This window comes from Nocardiopsis eucommiae, assembly GCF_965344335.1.
Taxonomy (GTDB): domain Bacteria; phylum Actinomycetota; class Actinomycetes; order Streptosporangiales; family Streptosporangiaceae; genus Nocardiopsis; species Nocardiopsis eucommiae.
Genome location: NZ_CBDRIY010000012.1, coordinates 1 through 18823 on the forward strand (window position 1 = coordinate 1; position 18823 = coordinate 18823).

The 18823-nt window shown below is 71.8% G+C and carries 15 protein-coding genes; 10 read left to right on the forward strand and 5 right to left on the reverse strand.

Annotated features, from left to right (window positions below; translation table 11 throughout):
- Positions 1–11: 11 nt before the first annotated feature.
- Positions 12–623, reverse strand: coding sequence for a GNAT family N-acetyltransferase (locus ACRWK8_RS09520; protein ID WP_431869663.1), 612 nt, complete (start codon positions 621–623; stop codon positions 12–14).
- Positions 624–770: 147 nt separating this feature from the next.
- Between ACRWK8_RS09520 and ACRWK8_RS09525 the strand changes: the two genes are divergently transcribed.
- Both ACRWK8_RS09525 and ACRWK8_RS09530 read left to right on the forward strand, forming a co-directional pair.
- On the forward strand, positions 771–1184 hold the full coding sequence (locus tag ACRWK8_RS09525; RefSeq protein WP_378743102.1) for a thiol-disulfide oxidoreductase DCC family protein: 414 nt from the start codon (positions 771–773) through the stop codon (positions 1182–1184).
- The gene (locus ACRWK8_RS09530; protein WP_431869665.1) at positions 1181–1594 is read left to right on the forward strand and encodes an SdpI family protein; all 414 of its coding nucleotides are present in this window, start codon (positions 1181–1183) and stop codon (positions 1592–1594) included. The genes ACRWK8_RS09525 and ACRWK8_RS09530 overlap by 4 nt, the downstream gene beginning before the upstream one ends.
- A 2-nt stretch (positions 1595–1596) precedes the next feature.
- Here ACRWK8_RS09530 and ACRWK8_RS09535 read toward each other — a convergent pair whose 3' ends face one another.
- Positions 1597–2478, reverse strand: a complete 882-nt coding sequence (locus ACRWK8_RS09535; RefSeq protein ID WP_431869667.1) for a 3-methyladenine DNA glycosylase — start codon at positions 2476–2478, stop codon at positions 1597–1599.
- Positions 2479–2518: 40 nt separating this feature from the next.
- On the opposite strand from ACRWK8_RS09535, the gene ACRWK8_RS09540 reads away from it, so the two are divergent.
- Positions 2519–3115 carry an HD domain-containing protein gene (locus ACRWK8_RS09540; RefSeq protein ID WP_378743096.1) on the forward strand — a complete coding sequence of 199 codons (597 nt, stop codon included), beginning with the start codon at positions 2519–2521 and terminating at the stop codon, positions 3113–3115.
- A 6-nt stretch (positions 3116–3121) separates the two neighbouring features.
- On the opposite strand, the gene ACRWK8_RS09545 is transcribed toward ACRWK8_RS09540, so the two are convergent.
- Entirely contained in the window at positions 3122–4909 is a 1788-nt protein-coding gene (locus ACRWK8_RS09545) for a hypothetical protein (RefSeq protein WP_431869669.1), read from the reverse strand.
- A gap of 317 nt (positions 4910–5226) precedes the next feature.
- Here ACRWK8_RS09545 and ACRWK8_RS09550 point away from each other — a divergent pair, with 317 nt between their 5' ends.
- Positions 5227–6651 (forward strand): aldehyde dehydrogenase family protein, encoded by a 1425-nt coding sequence (locus ACRWK8_RS09550; protein ID WP_431869671.1) that lies wholly within the window; start codon positions 5227–5229, stop codon positions 6649–6651.
- Between the two features lie 99 nt (positions 6652–6750).
- Here ACRWK8_RS09550 and ACRWK8_RS09555 read toward each other — a convergent pair whose 3' ends face one another.
- Together ACRWK8_RS09555 and ACRWK8_RS09560 are read right to left on the reverse strand one after the other, a co-directional pair.
- The gene (locus ACRWK8_RS09555; RefSeq protein ID WP_378742848.1) at positions 6751–7827 is read right to left on the reverse strand and encodes a trypsin-like serine peptidase; all 1077 of its coding nucleotides are present in this window, start codon (positions 7825–7827) and stop codon (positions 6751–6753) included.
- 195 nt (positions 7828–8022) lie between these two features.
- Positions 8023–9678, reverse strand: a complete 1656-nt coding sequence (locus tag ACRWK8_RS09560) for a CocE/NonD family hydrolase (protein ID WP_378742850.1) — start codon at positions 9676–9678, stop codon at positions 8023–8025.
- Positions 9679–10107: 429 nt separating this feature from the next.
- Between ACRWK8_RS09560 and dxr the strand changes: the two genes are divergently transcribed.
- The 6 genes from dxr to ACRWK8_RS09590 all read left to right on the forward strand — a co-directional run bounded on the left by dxr (position 10108) and on the right by ACRWK8_RS09590 (position 18813).
- Positions 10108–11310: a 1-deoxy-D-xylulose-5-phosphate reductoisomerase gene (dxr, locus tag ACRWK8_RS09565; RefSeq protein WP_431869799.1), complete on the forward strand. Its 1203-nt coding sequence runs from the start codon at positions 10108–10110 to the stop codon at positions 11308–11310.
- Between the two features lie 28 nt (positions 11311–11338).
- Entirely contained in the window at positions 11339–12694 is a 1356-nt protein-coding gene (locus ACRWK8_RS09570) for a M50 family metallopeptidase (protein WP_431869673.1), read from the forward strand.
- A gap of 267 nt (positions 12695–12961) precedes the next feature.
- A complete protein-coding gene (gene ispG, locus ACRWK8_RS09575) occupies positions 12962–14116 on the forward strand; it encodes a flavodoxin-dependent (E)-4-hydroxy-3-methylbut-2-enyl-diphosphate synthase (protein WP_378742854.1) in 1155 nt (384 codons plus the stop codon).
- Positions 14117–14517: 401 nt separating this feature from the next.
- Entirely contained in the window at positions 14518–15978 is a 1461-nt protein-coding gene (locus ACRWK8_RS09580; RefSeq protein WP_378742856.1) for an amino acid permease, read from the forward strand.
- A 250-nt stretch (positions 15979–16228) separates the two neighbouring features.
- Positions 16229–17026 carry a carbon-nitrogen hydrolase family protein gene (locus tag ACRWK8_RS09585; protein WP_378742858.1) on the forward strand — a complete coding sequence of 266 codons (798 nt, stop codon included), beginning with the start codon at positions 16229–16231 and terminating at the stop codon, positions 17024–17026.
- A gap of 62 nt (positions 17027–17088) precedes the next feature.
- The gene (locus ACRWK8_RS09590; RefSeq protein WP_431869676.1) at positions 17089–18813 is read left to right on the forward strand and encodes a flavin monoamine oxidase family protein; all 1725 of its coding nucleotides are present in this window, start codon (positions 17089–17091) and stop codon (positions 18811–18813) included.
- Positions 18814–18823 lie beyond the last annotated feature (10 nt).

An 18823-nucleotide genomic window follows, 5' to 3' on the forward strand; every position in this document is an offset into this window, starting at 1 on the left:
CGTGTCCGCCCTCACCCGGGAGTGTCGACCGGCCGGGTGAACCGGCGGCACAGGTGGACCCGCCGGAACTCGGCACGCAGCCCCTCCTCGTCCGCCGGATCGGCGTGCGCGAGGGCCCTCACCACCGCTGTGACCTTCGGGACGCTGGCGGGTCGCGACGCGTGGTGTGTGCGGGCGTCCAGCGGCGCAAGGGCGAGCCGCGTTACCTCGTCGTGGTCGGCGTACACGTGGAGGTAGTGGTCGTGGTCGGTGAAGCCGCCGGACCGGTACCAGGCCAGTGTGGCGGGGTCGTCACGGGTCCAGGCGTCCAGCCTCCGGACCCCCTGCTCGCGCAGACGTTCCAGGAGGGTGGACAGCAGCCGCCCGCCCACTCCTCGGCCCTGGTGGTCGGGGTGGACGGCGACGGTCTCGATCACCGCCGTGTCGCCGTCCAGTTCGGCGTCGAGGATGCCGACCAGGGTCGCGCCGCGTACCGCGACCAGCTCCACGGAGGCGGCCGGACGGACCGGTTTCGTCTGGACCACGTCGTCGTGGTACGCGGTGTGGAGGAAGGACAGGACCCGGCAGCGCAGCCACTCCTCCTCGTCGGCGGTGCGGTAGGGGCGGATCTCCGTGGGGGGCATGGCGGTCATTCTCGGCACCGTGATCCACGGCCGCAACGGGTTTCGGGGGCTCGCCCGGGAGTGTCGGACGCGACTCCGTCCTCCCGAGTGCAGGGCGGGTGGAACGGGGAGGTAGGAAGGAGACGGTACGTACGGAGGGAGCCGAACATGGCGGACGCCGCGCACGCGCGAGGTTCGGGGCTGTTCCTGTACGACAGGGACTGCGGCTTCTGCCAGCGCGCGGTTGCCTTCGCGCGGGATCGCCTGCGCACCCGGACCGCCTTCGCGGCCTCTCAGGACTCCGACCTCCCCGCCCTCGGTCTCACCCCCGAGCAGGCCGACGAACAGGCCTGGATCGTCTATCCGGACGGTAGGCGGCTGGCCGGGGGCGACGCCGTCGCCGGGGTGCTCCTGGGCGCGGGGCTCCCCGCCCGGATCCTCGGCCGTTTCCTGCTGCTGCCCGGGGTGCGCGCGCTCAACCGCGCCGCCTACCGGATCGTGGCCGCGAACCGGTACCGGCTCCCCGGGGGAAGCGCCGCCTGCGCGCTCCCGCCCTCGAACGGAAGGTCCACACCCCCATGAACCCCCTGGCCGCGTCCTCCGACCAGATGATGCCGCTCGGCGCGATCGCTCTGATGATGGCGAGTCTGCTGCTCATGGCGGTGGCGCTGGTGCTCATGGGGGTGCGGGGTGCCCGGCGGAGGATCAGACCGAACCGCCTCTTCGGGATCCGGACCGCCTACACGTTCTCCGGCGACTTCGCCTGGTACACCGTGCACGAACTGGCGGCGCCCTGGTCGATCGTGGCCGGGTTGGTCTGTCTGCCGGGCCTGGCCCTGCTGCCGGTGGCGGCCACCCCGAACCTCCAGGTCGCGGCGGTGCTCGCGCCGATCGGGGCCAGCCTCGTGGTGCTCCTCGTCGGGACGTGGCGGGCCCACAGGGTGGCACGGGAGCGTGCGGCCCGGGACGCGGGCCGCGCCGACCTGCCCTGAACTCAGGCGGCGCGCAGGGCCCGGCACACGTCCAGGACCCGTTCGCGCAGCACCGCGCCGCGTTCGGCGAAGTCCCGCTGGTACTCCATGTAGGCGGCCTTGCCCTCGGCGGTCTCGATCCGCACCGGCTGGTACCCCCACGCGGCGAGGTCGTAGGGAGAGGCGCGCATGTCGAGCACGCGGATCTCCCTGGAGAGCTCGAAGCAGTCCGCGACCAACTCCGAGGGGACCGCCGGGGTGAGCTTGTACGCCCACTTGTAGAGGTCCATGTTGGCGTGCAGGCACCCCGGCTGGTCCAGGTCGGCCTGGCGTTCCCGGGTGGGCTGGAGGGTGTTGAGCGGGCGGGCGGGTCCGGTGAAGAACCGGAACGCGTCGAAGTGCGAGCACTGGATCCGGTGCGACTCGACCACGCGGTCGGTGCCCTCGTGCCCGAGCCGCAGGGGGACCTGGCCGTGGCGCACCTCCTCGGTCCGGTACACCATCGCCCACTCGTGCAGCCCGAAGCAGCCCAGGTGCGCGGGGCGCCCGGCTACCGAGGTCAACAGGCGTTCCACGAAGTCCAGCACCGGCCGGGCGGACAGGAACGCGGGCACGTCGAGCCCCACTCCGCCGGGGAGTTCGGTGTAGAAGCGTTCGGAGAGCCGTGCGCGGGCGCCCTCGCCCAGCAGCACCGTCCCGACGCCGGGGTGCCAGCGCCGCAGTTGCGCGGGCTTGAGGTTGTAGTACGTGAACAGGAAGTCCTCGACGGGGTGCCGCTCGCCCGCGCTCCGGCGGCGTACGTGCTCGCCCACCAGGGCGTCGACCCGGTGCTGGTGCCGCTCGGCGCGTGCGCGCCACTCCGTCTCCGCCAGGCCCCTCAGGGCCTCGGTCCTCGTTCCCGTCACGGCACCCAGGGTACGTGCGGTCCTGCCCTAGTCTGCTGGGATGCAGATCCCCACCGACGAAGAGATCCGGGCCCTCCACGAGCGGTACGCGCCCACTCCCGAGGCCTTCGCGCTCGTGTACACCCACTGCCGGGCCGTGTGCGAGGTGGCCGAACTGCTGATGGAAGCGGCCCCCGGCGGAGTGGACGCGGCGCTGGTCCGTGCCGGGTGTCTGCTCCACGACGTGGGCGTGTACCGGCTGATGGACGAGCGGGGGCGGATCGACGGGTCCCGTTACGTGAGCCACGGGGTGCTCGGCCACGAGCTCCTGGCGGGGGAGGGGCTGCCCGAGGCGCTGTGCCGGTTCTGCTCGCACCACACGGGCGTGGGCGTGACCCGGGACGACGTGCGGGACCAGGGCCTGCCCATCCCGGTGGCGGACTACCTCGCGGAGTCGCCGGAGGAGGAGCTGGTCATGTACGCGGACAAGTTCCACAGCAAGAGCGTGCCGCCGGTCTTCCTCACCGTGGACACCTACGCCGCGAAGGTGAGCCGCTTCGGCCCGGACAAGGTGGCGCGCTTCGGGGAGCTGGTGGACCGCCACGGCGTACCGGACCTGGCGGCGCTGTCCCGCTCCTACGGGCACGCGCTCGTCTGAGTCCGTTCAGTTGGACTGCTGGACGGGCAGGTGCCGCCCCAGGTAGCCGACGTACACCCGGTTGGTGGTGTCCGGGCCCAGATGCGGGAAGAAGTACAGGCGGGGGCAGATGCCGTACTCGATGTCCAACTTGATGTGGGCGTACATGGGGACCCGCCCGTCCGGCTCCACCTCGGCCGGGACGCGGAACACCCGCTTCTCGTTGAGCTTGCCCCGGTTGCGGACGTAGTCGGACTCCTGCGAGGCCAGCCGCTTGACCGGGATCACCCGGTAGCCGTCCGGGGGTTCGCGCAGGTAGGAGTGGAAACCGAGTCCGCTTCCGGGGTTGTCGAACTGGTAGCGGGCGTAGTCGTTCAGGGCCAGGAGCGCCTCCCAGGCCCGGGTCACCCACAGGCCCTCCTTGCGGCTGTCGGAGAGCTCGTACACGGTCTGGTCCTCGATGGTGAAGAACAGGTGCGGCAGGGCCGAGCCGTCGGTGATCCGTTCCAGCAGCTCGGCCACGCTGGACGGCGGCCCCTGCTCGGGGTCGCTCGGGGCCGGGGCGGCGGCCAGCCGGAACAGGCCCGCCTCGCGTGCCTGGTCGCGCAGCCACCGGACCTCGAAGCGGGCCACGCGGCGCTCCTCCCGGGTGAGGGCCAGCTCGTCCGCGAGGTCGGCGGTCTCCGCGAGCACGGCCTGGTGCTCCTCGGAGAGCTCCCCGATCCGCGCGTTGAGTCTGCGCACCTCCTCCCTGAGCCGTCGGACCTGCTGTTCCTGTGCCTGGGCGGCGGCGAGTTCCACCGAGGAGACGGAGTCGTGTTCTGACTGGTGCGCGATGACGTTCCCCGATCCTGAGGGTGCCCGTGGGGGAACGGGGGCACGGGTGTGCGGACCCCGGCGCAGGTCCTCGGTCTCCTCGGCCAGGAGCGCGTCGATCGCCCGGAGCGCCTCGGGCAGGCGCAGTCCGAGCGCGTTGTCGCGCACCCGCCGGGACAGGGCGGCGCCCACCCAGTTGCGCACGCGTTCGCCGTCGCGGGCGGTGTCGAGGGTGCCCGGACTCATCCGGGGGTGGCGCTGGGCGTCCGCCTCGTCGGTGGGGTCCACACCAGGTAAGAAGGTGCGGACCCCACCGACGGGGACGTCCAGACCCCGGGGGAGGAGCTCGGAGACCCGCTCCAGGGCGGCCCCGTCCAGCACGTATCCGGCGCACATGCCGGTGCAGCGGGACAGGGTCCCCGCCATGGAGGTGCGCCAGTCGGCCACGGTGACGTCGTGCGGCGCCCCGGTGGCGACGATCGCCAGGCGTCGCAGGGGGTCGCGGATGGTCGAGAGCAGGGCCGCCACGTCCTCCTCGTCACGCCCGCGCACGATGCGGGGGGTGGACGGCAGCGGGTGGGCGCCGTCGTGCGCGCCCACCGACCCGAGCAGCATGCGCGCCGCCTCGGGTGGCATCACCTCGGCGCGGGGGGTGTCGGCGGTCGCGACGGGGTCGACGGTCATGTCGATCCACACGTAGTTCCAGGGGGAGAGCTCGGGGTCCACCACCACCGTGGCCAGGGTGCGCCACACGCCCTCGGGTTTCTCGGACTCGGTGGTCAGCCTCAGGAAGGTGAGTCCCTCGTCGGCGTTGTGGTGCCGTGCGACCAGTGCCCGGGAACGGTTGCTGAGCTCGAACCGGCCCGAACCGGTGAAGTCCACCCGCGCCCCCGAGTTGCCGCGCTTGCTCAGCCAGCGGGAGAGGACCGAGGAGGCGGCGGAGACCAGGTCCCCGTCGTCGTCGTGGACGGCGACCAACGTGCGGTAGACGAGCGGCAATGGGCACTCCCGGGTTCCCGTCGACGGCGGCGACCCGAGGGTCCGGCCGAACCCGCTGGCGGAGCCCTCCCTCACCACTGTGGACGAAGGACCGCCCCCGCACCAGCCGCTTGGCCAGGTTCCCTTCGGCGGTCGGTCGCCCGCCGCCCCCGGGTCGTACCTTCCGTTTACCCAAGGAACGGCCGAGTCACCAATCCCCACACGCCGGTGTGCCCCGGGATTCCCCGATCGGGTACGCCACAGTGGCCAAACGGGAGCTCCGGGTTGGTGATGGTGGACAACGCGGGCGGCTCCGTGCGGGGGCTAGCGTCACCGACATGACCACGCATCCGTTCTGGCTGGCCGGTTCCGCCGCGTCCGGCGACACCGAGCTGACCGTCCGCAACCCCTACACCGGAGGGACGGCGGGCGTCGTCTCCGTGCCCACCGAGGCGCAGGTGGAGGCCGCCGTCTCCGCCGCGCACGCGGTGGCCGCCGAGGCCGCCGCCCTGCCCGCGCACGTCCGCGCCGGGGCCCTGGACCACGTCTCCCGGCGCATCGGAGAGCGTGCCGAGGAGATCGCCCAGGTCATCACCGCCGAGAGCGGCAAGCCCATCAAGTGGTCCCGCGCCGAGGCCGGACGCGCGGTGTCGGTGTTCCGCTGGGCCGCCGAGGAGGCCCGCCGGGACAGCGGCGAGCTCCAGCGCCTGGACACCGACCCCGGCGGCACCGGCCGGATGGCGCTGGTCCGCCGGGTCCCCAAGGGCCCCGTCCTGGGCATCTCACCGTTCAACTTCCCGCTCAACCTGGTCGCCCACAAGGTGGCCCCGGCCATCGCCGTGGGCGCCCCCGTGGTGCTCAAGCCCGCTCCGGCGACCCCGATGACCGCTCTGATCCTCGGGGAGATCCTGGCCGAGACCGACCTGCCCGCGGGCATGGTGTCGATCCTGCCCATGCCCAACGAGCTGGCCGCGCCGCTGATCACCGACGAGCGGCTGCCCGTCATCTCCTTCACCGGCGGTCCCTTCGGTTGGGAGCTCCAGCGGCGGGCTCCGCACAAGCACGTGACCCTCGAACTCGGCGGCAACGCGGCGGCCGTGGTGCTGGACGACGCCGACCTCGACTGGGCGGCCCGGCGGGTGGCCCTGTTCGGCAACAACCAGGCCGGTCAGGTCTGCATCGGGGTGCAGCGGGTCGTGGTCACGGACGCCGTGCACGACGCGTTCGTGGAGCGCCTGGTAGCGGAGGTCGAGGCGCTGGGCACCGGTGACCCGACCGACCCCGGGACCGACGTCGGACCGCTGGTCGACGCGGCCGCCGCCGAGCGCGTGACGTCCTGGGTCGAGGAGGCGGTCGCCGCGGGGGCCCGCCTCCTGACCGGCGGCACGCGCGACGGCGTCACCGTGGCGCCCACCGTCCTGGCGGACGCGCCCGCCGACGCCCGGGTGGTCCGCGAGGAGGTGTTCGGCCCGGTGCTGGTCGTCCAGCGGGTCGCGGACACCGACGCCGCCTTCGCGGCCGTGAACGACAGCGACTTCGGCCTCCAGGCCGGTGTCTTCACCCGGGACCTGCCCACCGCGTTCCGTGCCCACCGGGAGCTGGAGGTCGGCGGCGTGGTCGTCGGTGACGTCCCCACCTTCCGCGCCGACCAGATGCCGTACGGCGGGGTCAAGGGTTCGGGTGTGGGCAAGGAGGGCCTGCGGGCGGCGATGACGGACCTCACCCACGAGCGGGTCCTCGTCCTCACCGGGATCGACCTGTAGGGACGCCGCGCGGACGCGGACGGGGGCGGGGGGCGGCCGGTGTTCGGCCGCCCCCCGCCCCCGTCGTGACCCCGGGGCCCCGGGCGCCGCAGGGGCCCTCTAGAGCCGCGCCGCGTGGTCGTAGAGGCGCTTGGCCTCGGCGCCCAGGCGCGGGCCGTACTGGGTGCTGCGGTCGTCGGCGTACTTGAAGCTCACCACCGAGGAGATGGTGCCCTGGCCGGTCGCGGTGTCGAAGTCGGTGAACCAGGGGCCGCCGCTGGAGCCCTGGGTCATGGTGCAGCGCACCCCGTTGGCCGTGGTGCCGCCGGTGTCCGGGACGGTCCGGCCGGAGCAGTAGTGCAGTTCGCGGCCGTCGTAGGGGGAGGCGGACGGGTAGCCGAAGGTGTAGACCTGCACCCCGTTGTTCACGTTCTGCTCGGACCACGTGGAGAAGGACAGCTTCTGCGCGCCGACCCGGTCCTGCACCGGGGTGCCGCCGTCCTCGTTGAGCACGACCATCGCGAAGTCGTAGCTGTCGTCGGCCCGGTCGGACCACTGCGGGGCGACCATGAGGTCGCGGGCGGTGAACTTGCCGTGCGGGCTGTCGCCGGAGGAGTACCCGGGGACGAAGGTCCAGTTCTGGGCCCAGGAGCCCCTGCCGTCCTTGGCGCAGTGCCCGGCGGTCACCAGGGTGCTCTTGTTGGCGGAGTCCACGACCGAGGCCGAACAGGTGAAGTCGCGGCCGTCCATGGTCAGGTACACCTTGCCGGTGGTCTGGGTGACCTTGCCGCCGTCGTTCCAGCGCTCGCCGTCGCTGTTGGGGCTGGACGCCTGCGGCTCGACGTCGGCGGTCCCCTGGAGCGGGTCGGTCAGCCCCAGGGTGGACTCCACGAGGCTGGTGATCGGCTGGGCGGCGGCCATGCGGTCGCTGGTCCAGTAGTCGAGGACGGCGGTGCGCTGTTCGCCGGTCACGGCCCCCGCCTGGTGGTGGATCCCGTCGGTCCTGGAGACCGGTGTCCGGTTCTCGGGAGCGGGGAGTTCGGGGGCGAGGGCGTCCGGAAGGACGGCGGAGGCGTGGATGGCCTGGGAGACGGCCGAGGCCGGGGCGGGCAGGTGGTCGATGAGGGCGAGGCCCCCGAAGGCGACCGCGGCTGCGGCCAGCGGGGCGAGGATCCTGCGTGCGGTGGGCGAGGTCATGACCACGATCTTCGCACACTTGGAGTAACTTGATGACTACTTTGGGTTTGTGTCGCGGCTTTCTCGGGCATGCGACCGGCCGACCCCGCGCGAGGCGGGTCGACCGGTCGCCCGGCCCGTGGTGTCCGGTTGACCGGAACACGGGGTTTCGGCGCCGATCAGGGGTGGAAACCCGGGACCGGCGCCCACCGCGGCCTAGCCGATCGGAATGGTCACCCGGGTCGGCGCCTCCTCCGGAGAGGACACCGTGACCCGGTTCCCGATCCGGCTCTCACTGACGTAGCGGGGGTCCTTGCTGTCCACCACCACGGCCAGACGGTGACCGGCCGGGACGTCCCACACCACCGACGAGAGCTCGGTCTCGACCGTCACCGGCGCGCCCGGGGTCGCGTCGCGCAGGGTGTACGGGGCGTGGCTCAGCAGGGAGCCGGTGCCGCGCTCGTTGATCGCGTACAGGTACACGAAGACCGACTGGTCAGCGGCGGTGGGGGTCACCGTGAACGTCACCTCGGGGGTCCCCGCCACGCGGACGCCCTCGGGGTGGGCGGGGCTGGTCCACACCGCGGCCCGGTAGCGGTCGACGGTGGGCAGCAGGACCCCGGTGGGCACGTCGAAGAACTGCTGGAGCGCCCCCGAGAGGATGACCGTGCCGCTGTGCGCGGTCGTGCCGATCCCGGTGCGGAAGCCGTAGTCCCAGCCCGTGGCGGGCTCGTCGCCCATCGCGCCGTCGCTCTGCCAGCGGCCCCAGGTGGAGCGGGGCTCGTCGAGGTGGTACTCGTCGGTGGACGCCGTCACCGAGGGCCAGTCGGCGTGCGAGGTCCACCCGCCGTTCCCGTTGTTGGGCCGGACACGCACCGGGTCCTCGGCGCCGACGCCGTTGTCCTCGCCCTTGAGGTGGTGGTCGAACCAGCGGCCCAGGTCCTCCCACACCTCGTTGGGCAGCCCCACCGCGCCGAACGCCTCGGGGGTGGCGTGGTCGCCGGGGGTGAGCATGAGCCGCTTGGGGCCGGACAGCTCCTCGTAGAAGTCCGCGATGTGCCCGACGGGGAACATGCCGTCGTTCCATCCGTGCGCCATCATGACGGCGGTCCCGTTGGCGTTGATCTGGTCCACCTTGGTGGCGGCGGAGCGGTCCGGGGCCATCTCCAGGATGGGGTCGACGTTGCCGCGCCGGTACTCGCGCTCCATCTCCCGGAGGGAGTCCCCGGGGGTGCCGAGCAGGTTCCCGGCCAGGAGCAGCAGTTCGGCCGACTGCACGTCGATGGTCCGGCCGGGGTAGAGCGAGGCCTCCAGGTCGGCCCAGCCGCTCATGGAGCCGACCGCCCTCACCCGGTCGTCCTCGGCGGCGGTGAGCAGGCTGATCCCGCCGCCGTAGGAGATGCCCGCCATGCCGATCCGGTCGGCGTCGGCCTCGGTGTTCTCCAGGGCCCAGTCGATGACGGCGCTGGCGTCGGCCCGGTCCTCGGGTCCGGCCACCTCGACGCCGCCGCCGGAGTCCCAGAACCCGCGCGAGGTGTAGGCGACGACCTGGTATCCGGACTCCTCGGCCAGCTTCTTGGCCGCGCCGACGTACAGGATGTGCGGGGTGGCCCAGGCGGAGGGCATGACGAGCAGCGGGCGCGGGCCCTCGGCGTCGGTGGGGGTGATGACCTTCGCCTTCAGTTCGGTGCCGTCATGGCTGACGATCGTCTCGTAGCTGATGGTCGAGGAGATCGTCACCGCCGAGGCGGGGGCCGGTGACAGCGCGGCCACGGCGACGGCGGCCGCCACGGCTGTGGCGGAGAGGGCGTGGAGTCGCGTGCCGAAGGGGGCGCGCTCTCGGGGTGGGGGAGAGATGCTGACTGAGGGCATGGCGGGAACCTCTGGGGTGGGGCGGGGGAGGCTCCGATGGTCGCTCGCGCCAGCACCATCGGGGGAGCCGGACGCACCGGCGGTGATCGGCGTCGCACTGTACTGTGAGGTAACTTACTCGCCAGTCAAGTTAGGCGATCCACCGCCCTTTGTAAAGACCCGGGGCGCGCGCCTCCCCGGAGTGCGCTCCCGCGCCGCTGTCGCACTGTGAGGGTTTGTCCCCGTGCCCGCCGCCGGGGTGCGCTCGTGCGGCGGACCGGCTTCCACCTCGGTGCCTGCCACCGGGGCTCCCCCTCCCCGCTGCCCGCCGTGCGCCGCCCACACCGAGGGTTCGCCCGGCCGTACCCGGGGGTTGTCCACAGGGCCCCGGCGCTGGGCCGCCGGGTGCGCGACAATGGAGGGGTGCGAGAAGAACAGCAGCGAACAGTAGTGATCCTCGGCTCCACGGGCTCGATCGGGACCCAGGCCGTCGACATCGTCCAGCGCAACCCCGCGCGCTTCCGGGTCGTGGGCCTGGCCGCCGGGGGAGGCCGCGCCGACCTGCTCGCCAAGCAGGCCGTGGAGCTCGGGGTCGGGCACGTGGCCGTGGCGGACCCCGCCCGCGCCGCCGACCTCACCCGCCTGCTGCGCGAGCAGGGCAGCGACGCCGAGGTCCTGGTCGGAGCGGAGGGTGTCGCCGCGCTGGCCGCGCACCCCTGCGACGTCGTCCTCAACGGGATCACCGGCGCCCTGGGGCTGGAGTCCACCCTGGCCACGCTGCGCGCGGGGACCACCCTCGCCCTGGCCAACAAGGAGTCCCTCATCATCGGCGGGCCCCTGGTGCGCGACCTCGCCGCGCCCGGCCAGATCATCCCGGTCGACTCCGAGCACTACGCCATCGCCCAGTGCTTCCCCCACCTGCCCGAGGGCGAGCTCACCAGCCCGGCGCAGGGCCTGGTCCACGCCGCCCGCGCCGACGTGCGCCGCCTGGTCGTCACCGCCAGCGGCGGTCCCTTCCGGGGCCGACGCGCCGAGGAGCTCACCGGCGTCACCCCCGCCGAGGCGCTGGCCCACCCCACCTGGAGCATGGGACCGGTCATCACCGTCAACTCCGCGACCCTGGTCAACAAGGGCCTGGAGGTGATCGAGGCCAACCTCCTGTTCGACGTGCCCTTCGACCGGATCGACGTCGTCGTGCACCCGCAGTCGGTCGTGCACTCCATGGTCGAGTACGTGGACGGCACCACCCTGGCCAAGGCCAGCCCGCCCAGCATGATGATCCCGATCGCCTACGGGATCGGCGCGCCCGACCGCGTCCCCGACGCCGCCCCCGGCATGGACTGGACCCGCGCCCAGAGCTGGACCTTCGAGCCGCTGGACCACGAGGCCTTCCCCGCCGTGCGGCTGGCCGCCGAGGTCGGCGCGGCGGGTGGCACGGCGCCCGCCGTCTACAACGCCGCCAACGAGGAGGCGGTGGACGCGTTCCTCAAGGGAAACCTCGCGTTCCCGGCCATCATGGACACTGTCTCCCAGGTAGTCTCTGAACACCGGCGGGCGGACCATCCGGGTACCTCGACCCTGACCCTGGACGACGTGTACGCCGCTGACACCTGGGCCCGAACCCGCGCGCGCGAGCTGCTCACCCGCGGCTGAGGACCGACATCGGCTTGAGGAGAGATGCATGGTCGTTCTGCTGACCGTGGTCGGGATCGTCCTGTTCGTCGTGGGACTGCTGTTCTCGATCGCCTGGCACGAGCTCGGCCACATGTCCACGGCCAAGATGTTCGGGATCAAGTGCACCGAGTTCATGGTGGGCTTCGGCAAGACGCTGTGGTCGGTGCGCAGGGGCGAGACCGAGTACGGCATCAAGGCCGTCCCGCTGGGCGGCTTCGTGCGCATGGTCGGCATGCTGCCGCCCGCCAGGGAACGGCGGGACACCGGGGCCCGGAAGATGTCCCGCTGGCGGGCGATGGCCGAGGACGCCCGCGAGGCCTCCTACATGGAGCTCTCCCCCGAGGACCAGGACCGGCAGTTCTACCAGCGCGCCCCCTGGAAGCGCCTGATCGTCATGTTCGCCGGTCCGGGCATGAACCTCGTGCTCGCGATCATCCTGCTCGGCGTGCTCTTCATGGGCATCGGCGTGCACCAGGAGACCCCGCAGATCGGGTCGGTCCGCGAGTGCGTCGTCCCCGCCGGAGTGACCGCCACCGAGTGCACCGACGAGTTCGCGCCCACCCCCTCCCACGAGGCGGGCCTGGAGCCGGGCGACGTGATCGTCTCGATCGACGGCCAGCCGGTGACCGGCGACACCGTGAACGGACAGATCCGTCAGTCCCTCGGCAGCACCGAGTTCGAGATCGAACGCGACGGCGAGCGCTTCACCACCGACGTCGACATCGTCGAGAACGAGCTGCCCGCCCGGAACTCCCAGGGCGACATCGTCTACGACACCGACGAGCGGGGTGACCTCGTCTACGACGAGCAGGGGCGCCGGGTGGCCGCCACCGAGGTCGTCGGGTTCCTCGGCGTGGTGTTCGTCCAGGAGCGCCAGCCGCTGACGGTGGGGGAGTCGGTCTCCGAGGTCGGCACCATGCTGGTCGGTGTGGGTGAGGCGATCATCGCCCTGCCCAGCCGGGTCCCCGAGGTGTTCGGCGCCGCCTTCCTGGGCGAGCAGCGCACCGAGGACTCCCCGGTGGGCATCGTCGGGATCTCCCGCATCGGCGGCGAGATCATGTCGCAGGGCCTGCCGGTGATCGACACCGTGGCGATCATGATCAGCATCCTGGCCAGCGTCAACCTGTTCCTCTTCGCCTTCAACATGCTCCCGATCCTGCCGCTGGACGGCGGGCACATGGCCGGGGCGCTCTGGGAGTCCGTCAAGAAGTGGACGGCACGACTGTTCAGGAGACCGGACCCGGGGCCGGTGGACGTGGCGCTGCTGACACCGGTGGCCTATGTGATCGTCGGCTGCTTCCTCGTCTTCAGCGTCATCCTCCTCGTGGCCGACCTCATCAACCCCGTGCGGTTGTTCGGCTGACCCCTCGGGGGCGGCTCGGAGCCGCCCCCGAGCCGGCCCCGAGGGATGAACACCGGTTGAACTGGTGTGAGCGCGGCCACGAAGGGCCGTGTGTCGCCCCAAGGGCGGGTAACCTGGAGGTCGCGTACCGGGATCGCCGCCGTGGCGGAGGCCACCGAGACGGAGCACCCGGACACGCCTCCGGGCGCCGCCGTGCGCGCCCTTCTCCACGAATCGGACGACATCAAGTGCCGCCCTCCCTCCGGCGGCAGACGAGGTGAACCAAGCGTGACCATTGATCTCGGTATTCCCGCCACCCCGCCGCGCCCGCTGGCGACCCGGCGCAAGACCCGGCAGATCATGGTCGGGAACGTGCCCGTGGGCGGGGACGCGCCGGTGTCCGTGCAGTCCATGACGACCACCCGCACCTCCGACATCAACGCGACCCTCCAGCAGATCGCTGAGCTGACCGCCTCCGGCTGTCAGATCGTCCGCGTGGCCGTCCCGACCAACGAGGACGCCGACGCGCTGCCGATCATCGCCAGGAAGTCGCAGATCCCGGTGATCGCCGACATCCACTTCCAGCCCAAGTACGTGTTCGCGGCGATCGACGCCGGGTGCGCCGCCGTGCGCGTCAACCCGGGCAACATCAAGAAGTTCGACGACAAGGTCGCGGAGATCGCCAAGGCCGCCTCCGAGGCCGGCACCCCGATCCGCATCGGCGTCAACGCCGGTTCGCTCGACAAGCGTCTGCTCGCCAAGTACGGCAAGGCCACCCCGGAGGCGCTGGTGGAGTCGGCGCTCTGGGAGTGCTCGCTGTTCGAGGAGCACGGCTTCCGGGACATCAAGATCTCCGTCAAGCACAACGACCCGGTCGTGATGGTCAACGCCTACCGGCTGCTGTCGCAGGCCTGCGACTACCCGCTGCACCTGGGCGTCACCGAGGCCGGTCCGGCCTTCCAGGGCACCATCAAGTCGTCCGTGGCCTTCGGCGCCCTGCTGTCGGAGGGGATCGGCGACACCATCCGGGTGTCCCTGTCCGCCCCGCCCGCCGAGGAGGTCAAGGTCGGCGCCCAGATCCTGGAGTCCCTGGGGCTGCGCGAGCGCGGCCTGGAGATCGTCTCCTGCCCGAGCTGCGGCCGTGCCCAGGTGGACGTGTACACGCTCGCCGAGGAGGTCACCGCCGGGCTGGAGGGGCTGGAGGTGCCGCTGCGCGTGGCTGTCATGGGCTGCGTCGTGAACGGTCCCGGCGAGGCCCGCGAGGCCGACCTGGGTGTGGCCTCCGGCAACGGCAAGGGCCAGATCTTCGTCAAGGGCGAGGTCATCAAGACCGTGCCCGAGTCCAAGATCGTGGAGACGCTGATCGAGGAGGCCATGCGCATCGCCGAGGAGATGGGCGAGGCCGGGGTCGAGGGCGAGCCCAGCGTGTCCGTGGCGAGCTGACCCCCTCCCCGTCGGGGGAGGAACCACGCTTCGAGGGGAGTACGGCGGCGGCCGTGCTCCCCTTTGTCGTGTCCTGACGCCGCCTTGACGTGGAACCCGCCGGACGGGGTGGGAACACCCGGGGCGATCGGACGCTTACACCTACGGGCGGGACCCTCGTCGTCGCTGGTCACGAGAGCCTGATCACCGTGAGTCATGTCATGTGGCACGAGTCACCACGGCGTGCGTTTTCTTGCGTCGGTGCGCATGATTCGGGCCCGGAAAGCGGACATGGGCAACGAATGTGGGTCATGTTACTCACGCAACACCATTAACGTTGCCCAAGGCACAAGTGGGGTCCCGTTGGTTCGCGACGGCGCCGATCCGGTGTGCCCACCCGCAGAACGTCGAGGAGTCATTTCGTGGTGGACCAGAAGAGCCCCGCGCGGGCGGACGCTTCCGCGCCCACGCTGGGGCGGCGTCTGAGCCGACGCAAGCCGGTCGAGAAGCTCGTGGCCGAGACCGAGGGCGGCCACGGCCTGCGCCGCACCATGGGGTTCTGGCAGCTGTCCATGATCGGTATCGGCGCCACCCTGGGTACCGGCATCTTCGTGGTCCTGGGCGAGGCGGTCCCGATCGCCGGACCCGCCGTCATCCTCGCGTTCGTCCTGGCCGGTGTGACCGCGCTCTTCTCCGCGCTCGCCTACGCCGAGATGGCCGGGATGATCCCCGCCTCCGGCTCGGCCTACTCCTACAGCTACGCCACCATGGGCGAGTTCATGGCCTGGGTGTGCGGCTGGTGTCTGATGCTCACCTACGGGGTCTCCGTGGCGGCCGTCGGCGTCGGCTGGGGCCAGTACATCAACGAGCTTTTGCACCTGACCACGGGTCTGTCGCTGCCCGGCGCGCTCCTGGCCGGACCCATGGAGGGCGGCCTGGTCAACGTGCCCGCGGCCGTCGTCGTCCTGCTGTCGATGTTCGCCCTGCTCGCCGGGGTGCGGGAGAGCACCCGCGCCAACGCCGTCATGGTCACCATCAAGATCGCCGTGCTGGTGATGTTCGTGGCCATCGCGGTCACCGCCGTCCAGCGGGGCAACTTCGCCCCGTTCATGCCGATGGGCATGGCGGGTGTCTCCGCCGCCGGCGCCACCCTGTTCTTCTCCTACATCGGCTTCGACTCCGCCTCCACCGCCAGCGAGGAGGCCCGGAACCCGCAGCGCGACCTGCCGCGCGCCATCATGTTCTCCATGATCGTGGTCACCGCGATCTACTGCCTGGTGGCCTTCAGCGCGGTCGGCGCCCTCAACTGGACCGAGTTCGCGGAGGGGCGGACCTCCCTGGCCGGGATCCTCACCGTGGTCACCGGAACCCCGATCTGGGCGGTCATCTTCGCTGCGGGCGCCGTCCTGGCGCTGGCCAGCGTCGTCCTGGTCGTCCTCTACAGCCAGACCCGCATCCTCTTCGCGATGTCCCGCGACGGGCTCATCCCGGCCGCCTTCTCCAAGGTGGACGACCGGGGCACCCCGCGCGCCAACACGATCATCACCTCGGTGTTCATCGCCCTGCTGGCCGCCCTGATCCCGCTCGGCCCGCTCGCGGACGCCACCGCCATCGGCACGCTCTTCGCCTTCGCCCTGGTCAACGTCGCCGTGCTCGTGCTGCGCAGGAACCGCCCCGACCTCACGCGCGCCTTCCGGATGCCCGGGGCCCCGGTGACCCCGGTCCTGGGCGTCCTGGCCTGCGCCTACCTGATGCTCAGCATGCCGGTCAGCGTGTGGGTCGCCTTCGGCGCCTGGCTCGTGGTGGGTCTGGCCATCTACTTCGGCTACAGCATGCGGCGCTCCGCGCTGGAGGACGAGCCCACGGTGCGGGTCGGCTCCTGACCGGGACCGGGCACACGTCGGACGTGTGAGCACGGGCGGGACCGGGGGAATCCCCCGGCCCCGCCCCACGTTCACTCTGGGACCGTGGACGCGAGCGAACGGAGCGTGACACCGCGATTTCGCGCAACGAACCACGACGAATCGCCGCGAACTCGCAACGGAGTGCACGTCGTACACACGGTTCCCACGCACTGCTCCACCTAGAGTGGACGCGGCCGACCAGCGGCGACGCACCAGGAGGTACGCAGCGATGCCCGCACCACTGCGCGTGGCCCTCGACCAGGGCACGGGACGCAGCGGCGACCCCGCCTCCTCGCTCCAGCGGCTCCGCGAGCGGGCACGCGAGGCCGCGGCCGAGGGCGCGACCCTGCTGGTCACCCCCGAGATGTCGCTGACCGGCTACAACATCGGCAGCAGGGTCCGGGACCTGGCCGAACCGGCGGACGGGCCGCTCCTCGCCGAGGTCTCCCGGATCGCCGCCGACACCGGGGTGGCCATTGTCCACGGGTTCCCCGAACTGGCCGACGGCGACGTGTACAACGCGGTCCGGCTGGTGGACGCCACGGGGGCCTCCCGCGCGCTCTACCGCAAGACCCACCTGTTCGGAGACCTGGACCGGGACCACTTCCGCGCCGGTGACGCACTGGTCGTCCAGGCCGACCTCGACGGCCACCGCATCGGCCTCCTGGTCTGCTACGACGTCGAGTTCCCCGAGGCCGTGCGCGCGCACGCGCGGGCCGGGACCACGCTCCTCGTCGTGCCCACCGCCCTGATGGCGCCGAACACGTCGGTGGCCACCCTCCTCGTCCCCGCGCGGGCCATGGAGAACCAGATCCACGTGGCCTACGTGAACCGCTGCGACACCGAGGGCGAACTCGACTACGTCGGATTGAGCGCCCTCGTGGGCCCGGACGGCGCCGAGCTGCTGCGGGGCGGGCCCACCGAGGCCCTGCTCGTCGGTGACGTCGACCCGGCCGCCACCGAGGCCTCCCGCGCGGAGCTCTCCTACCTGGGCGACCGCCGACCGGACCTGTACCCCGACGCCTGACATCCGTCCCACCCCGCCGCGCCCGCGGCGGTCCACACCCTGCCCCAGTGAAGGAGGGCCCCATGACGTCCGCCGTGCCCACGTCCGCCGGTACCGCACCCGTGTCCGACTCCCGGACCGACGACCGTCCGCTGACCATGTCCGGGCCCGACTTCCCGTTCGCCTACGACGCGTTCCTGGCCCACCCGGCCGGACTGGGCCAGGTGCCGGCCGAGCACCTCGGCACCGAGGTCGCGGTGGTCGGCGGCGGGCTGTCCGGAATCGTCACCGCCTACGAGCTCATGAAGATGGGGCTGCGGCCGGTCGTGTACGAGGCCGACCGGATCGGCGGGCGCCTGCGCACCGAGCGCCTGCCCGGCGCCCCCGACGACGTGGTCGCGGAGATGGGCGCCATGCGCTTTCCCCCGACCTCCACGTCCTTCTGGCACTACGCCGACCGCGTGGGCCTGCGTACCAGCCCCTTCCCCAACCCGCTCTCGCCCGCGACCCCGAGCACCGTCGTGGACCTCAAGGGGGAGTCGCACTACGCGACGCACCTCGACGACCTGCCCGAGCTCTACCGCGACGTGGCGCGCGCCTGGGACCGGACCCTGGAGAGCGTGGAGCACACCCGCATGCAGCGGGCCATCCGCGACCGCGACGTGGCCACGCAGAAGGAGATCTGGAACCGGCTGGTCGAGCGGTTGGACAACCAGACCTTCTACGGCTTCCTGTGCGAGTCCCCGGGGTTCGCGTCGTTCCGCGACCGCGAGGTCTTCGGCCAGGTGGGCTTCGGCACCGGAGGCTGGGACACCGACTTCCCCAACTCCATCCTGGAGATCCTCCGGGTCACCTACACGGGCGCCGACGACGACCACATGGGCATCGTCGGGGGCGTGGACCAGCTCCCGCTCCGTCTGTGGGAGGACGCCCCGGACAAGCTCGTGCACTGGGCGCGGGGGACGTCGCTGGCCTCACTGCACGGTGGTGAGCCGCGTCCGGCCGTGACCGCGCTGCGCCGCACGGCGGCCAAGGGGTCCCCGGCGGGCAACCTCACCGTCACCGACGCCTCCGGTTCCACCCGCACCTACCCGGCGGCGGTGTTCACGGCGCAGTCCTGGATGATGCTGTCCAAGATCGACTGCGACGACGACCTGCTGCCGATCGACCACTGGACCGCGATCGAGCGGACCCACTACATGGAGTCCTCGAAGCTGTTCGTGCCGGTGGACCGCGCGTTCTGGCGGGACCGGGACCCGGAGACCGGCCGTGACGTCATGAGCATGACGCTCACCGACCGCATGACCCGGGGCACCTACCTGCTGGAGGGGGAGGACCCGGACGGCCCGGCGGCCATCTGCCTCTCCTACACCTGGTGCGACGACTCGCTGAAGTGGTTGCCGCTGTCCGCCAACGAGCGCCTGGAGGTCATGCTCGCCTCGCTCGGCAAGATCTACCCGGACGTGGACGTGCGCTCGCACATCACCGGTGACCCGGTCACGGTGTCCTGGGAGGACGAGCCGTACTTCATGGGCGCGTTCAAGGCCAACCTGCCCGGGCACTACCGGTACCAGCGCCGCCTGTTCACGCACTTCCACCAGGCGGACCTGGCCGAACGGCACCGGGGTCTGTTCCTCGCCGGTGACGACGTGTCCTGGACCGCGGGGTGGGCCGAGGGCGCCGTGCAGACCGCCCTGAACGCGGTGTGGGGCGTCATGCACCACTTCGGCGGCGAGACCGACCCGACCAACCCCGGCCCCGGCGACCTGTTCGACGAGCTGGCCCCGGTCGCCCTCCCCGAGGACTGACGGGGCCGAC

Bases quoted from the DNA above. Each gene is read 5' to 3' on its own strand.
- ACRWK8_RS09520 (WP_431869663.1), bottom strand. From the start codon at position 623: ATGCCCCCCACGGAGATCCGCCCCTACCGCACCGCCGACGAGGAGGAG.
- ACRWK8_RS09525 (WP_378743102.1), top strand. From the start codon at position 771: ATGGCGGACGCCGCGCACGCGCGAGGTTCGGGGCTGTTCCTGTACGAC.
- ACRWK8_RS09530 (WP_431869665.1), top strand. From the start codon at position 1,181: ATGAACCCCCTGGCCGCGTCCTCCGACCAGATGATGCCGCTCGGCGCG.
- ACRWK8_RS09540 (WP_378743096.1), top strand. From the start codon at position 2,519: ATGCAGATCCCCACCGACGAAGAGATCCGGGCCCTCCACGAGCGGTAC.
- ACRWK8_RS09550 (WP_431869671.1), top strand. From the start codon at position 5,227: ATGACCACGCATCCGTTCTGGCTGGCCGGTTCCGCCGCGTCCGGCGAC.
- ACRWK8_RS09555 (WP_378742848.1), bottom strand. From the start codon at position 7,827: ATGACCTCGCCCACCGCACGCAGGATCCTCGCCCCGCTGGCCGCAGCC.
- ACRWK8_RS09560 (WP_378742850.1), bottom strand. From the start codon at position 9,678: ATGCCCTCAGTCAGCATCTCTCCCCCACCCCGAGAGCGCGCCCCCTTC.
- ACRWK8_RS09570 (WP_431869673.1), top strand. From the start codon at position 11,339: ATGGTCGTTCTGCTGACCGTGGTCGGGATCGTCCTGTTCGTCGTGGGA.
- ACRWK8_RS09585 (WP_378742858.1), top strand. From the start codon at position 16,229: ATGCCCGCACCACTGCGCGTGGCCCTCGACCAGGGCACGGGACGCAGC.
- ACRWK8_RS09590 (WP_431869676.1), top strand. From the start codon at position 17,089: ATGACGTCCGCCGTGCCCACGTCCGCCGGTACCGCACCCGTGTCCGAC.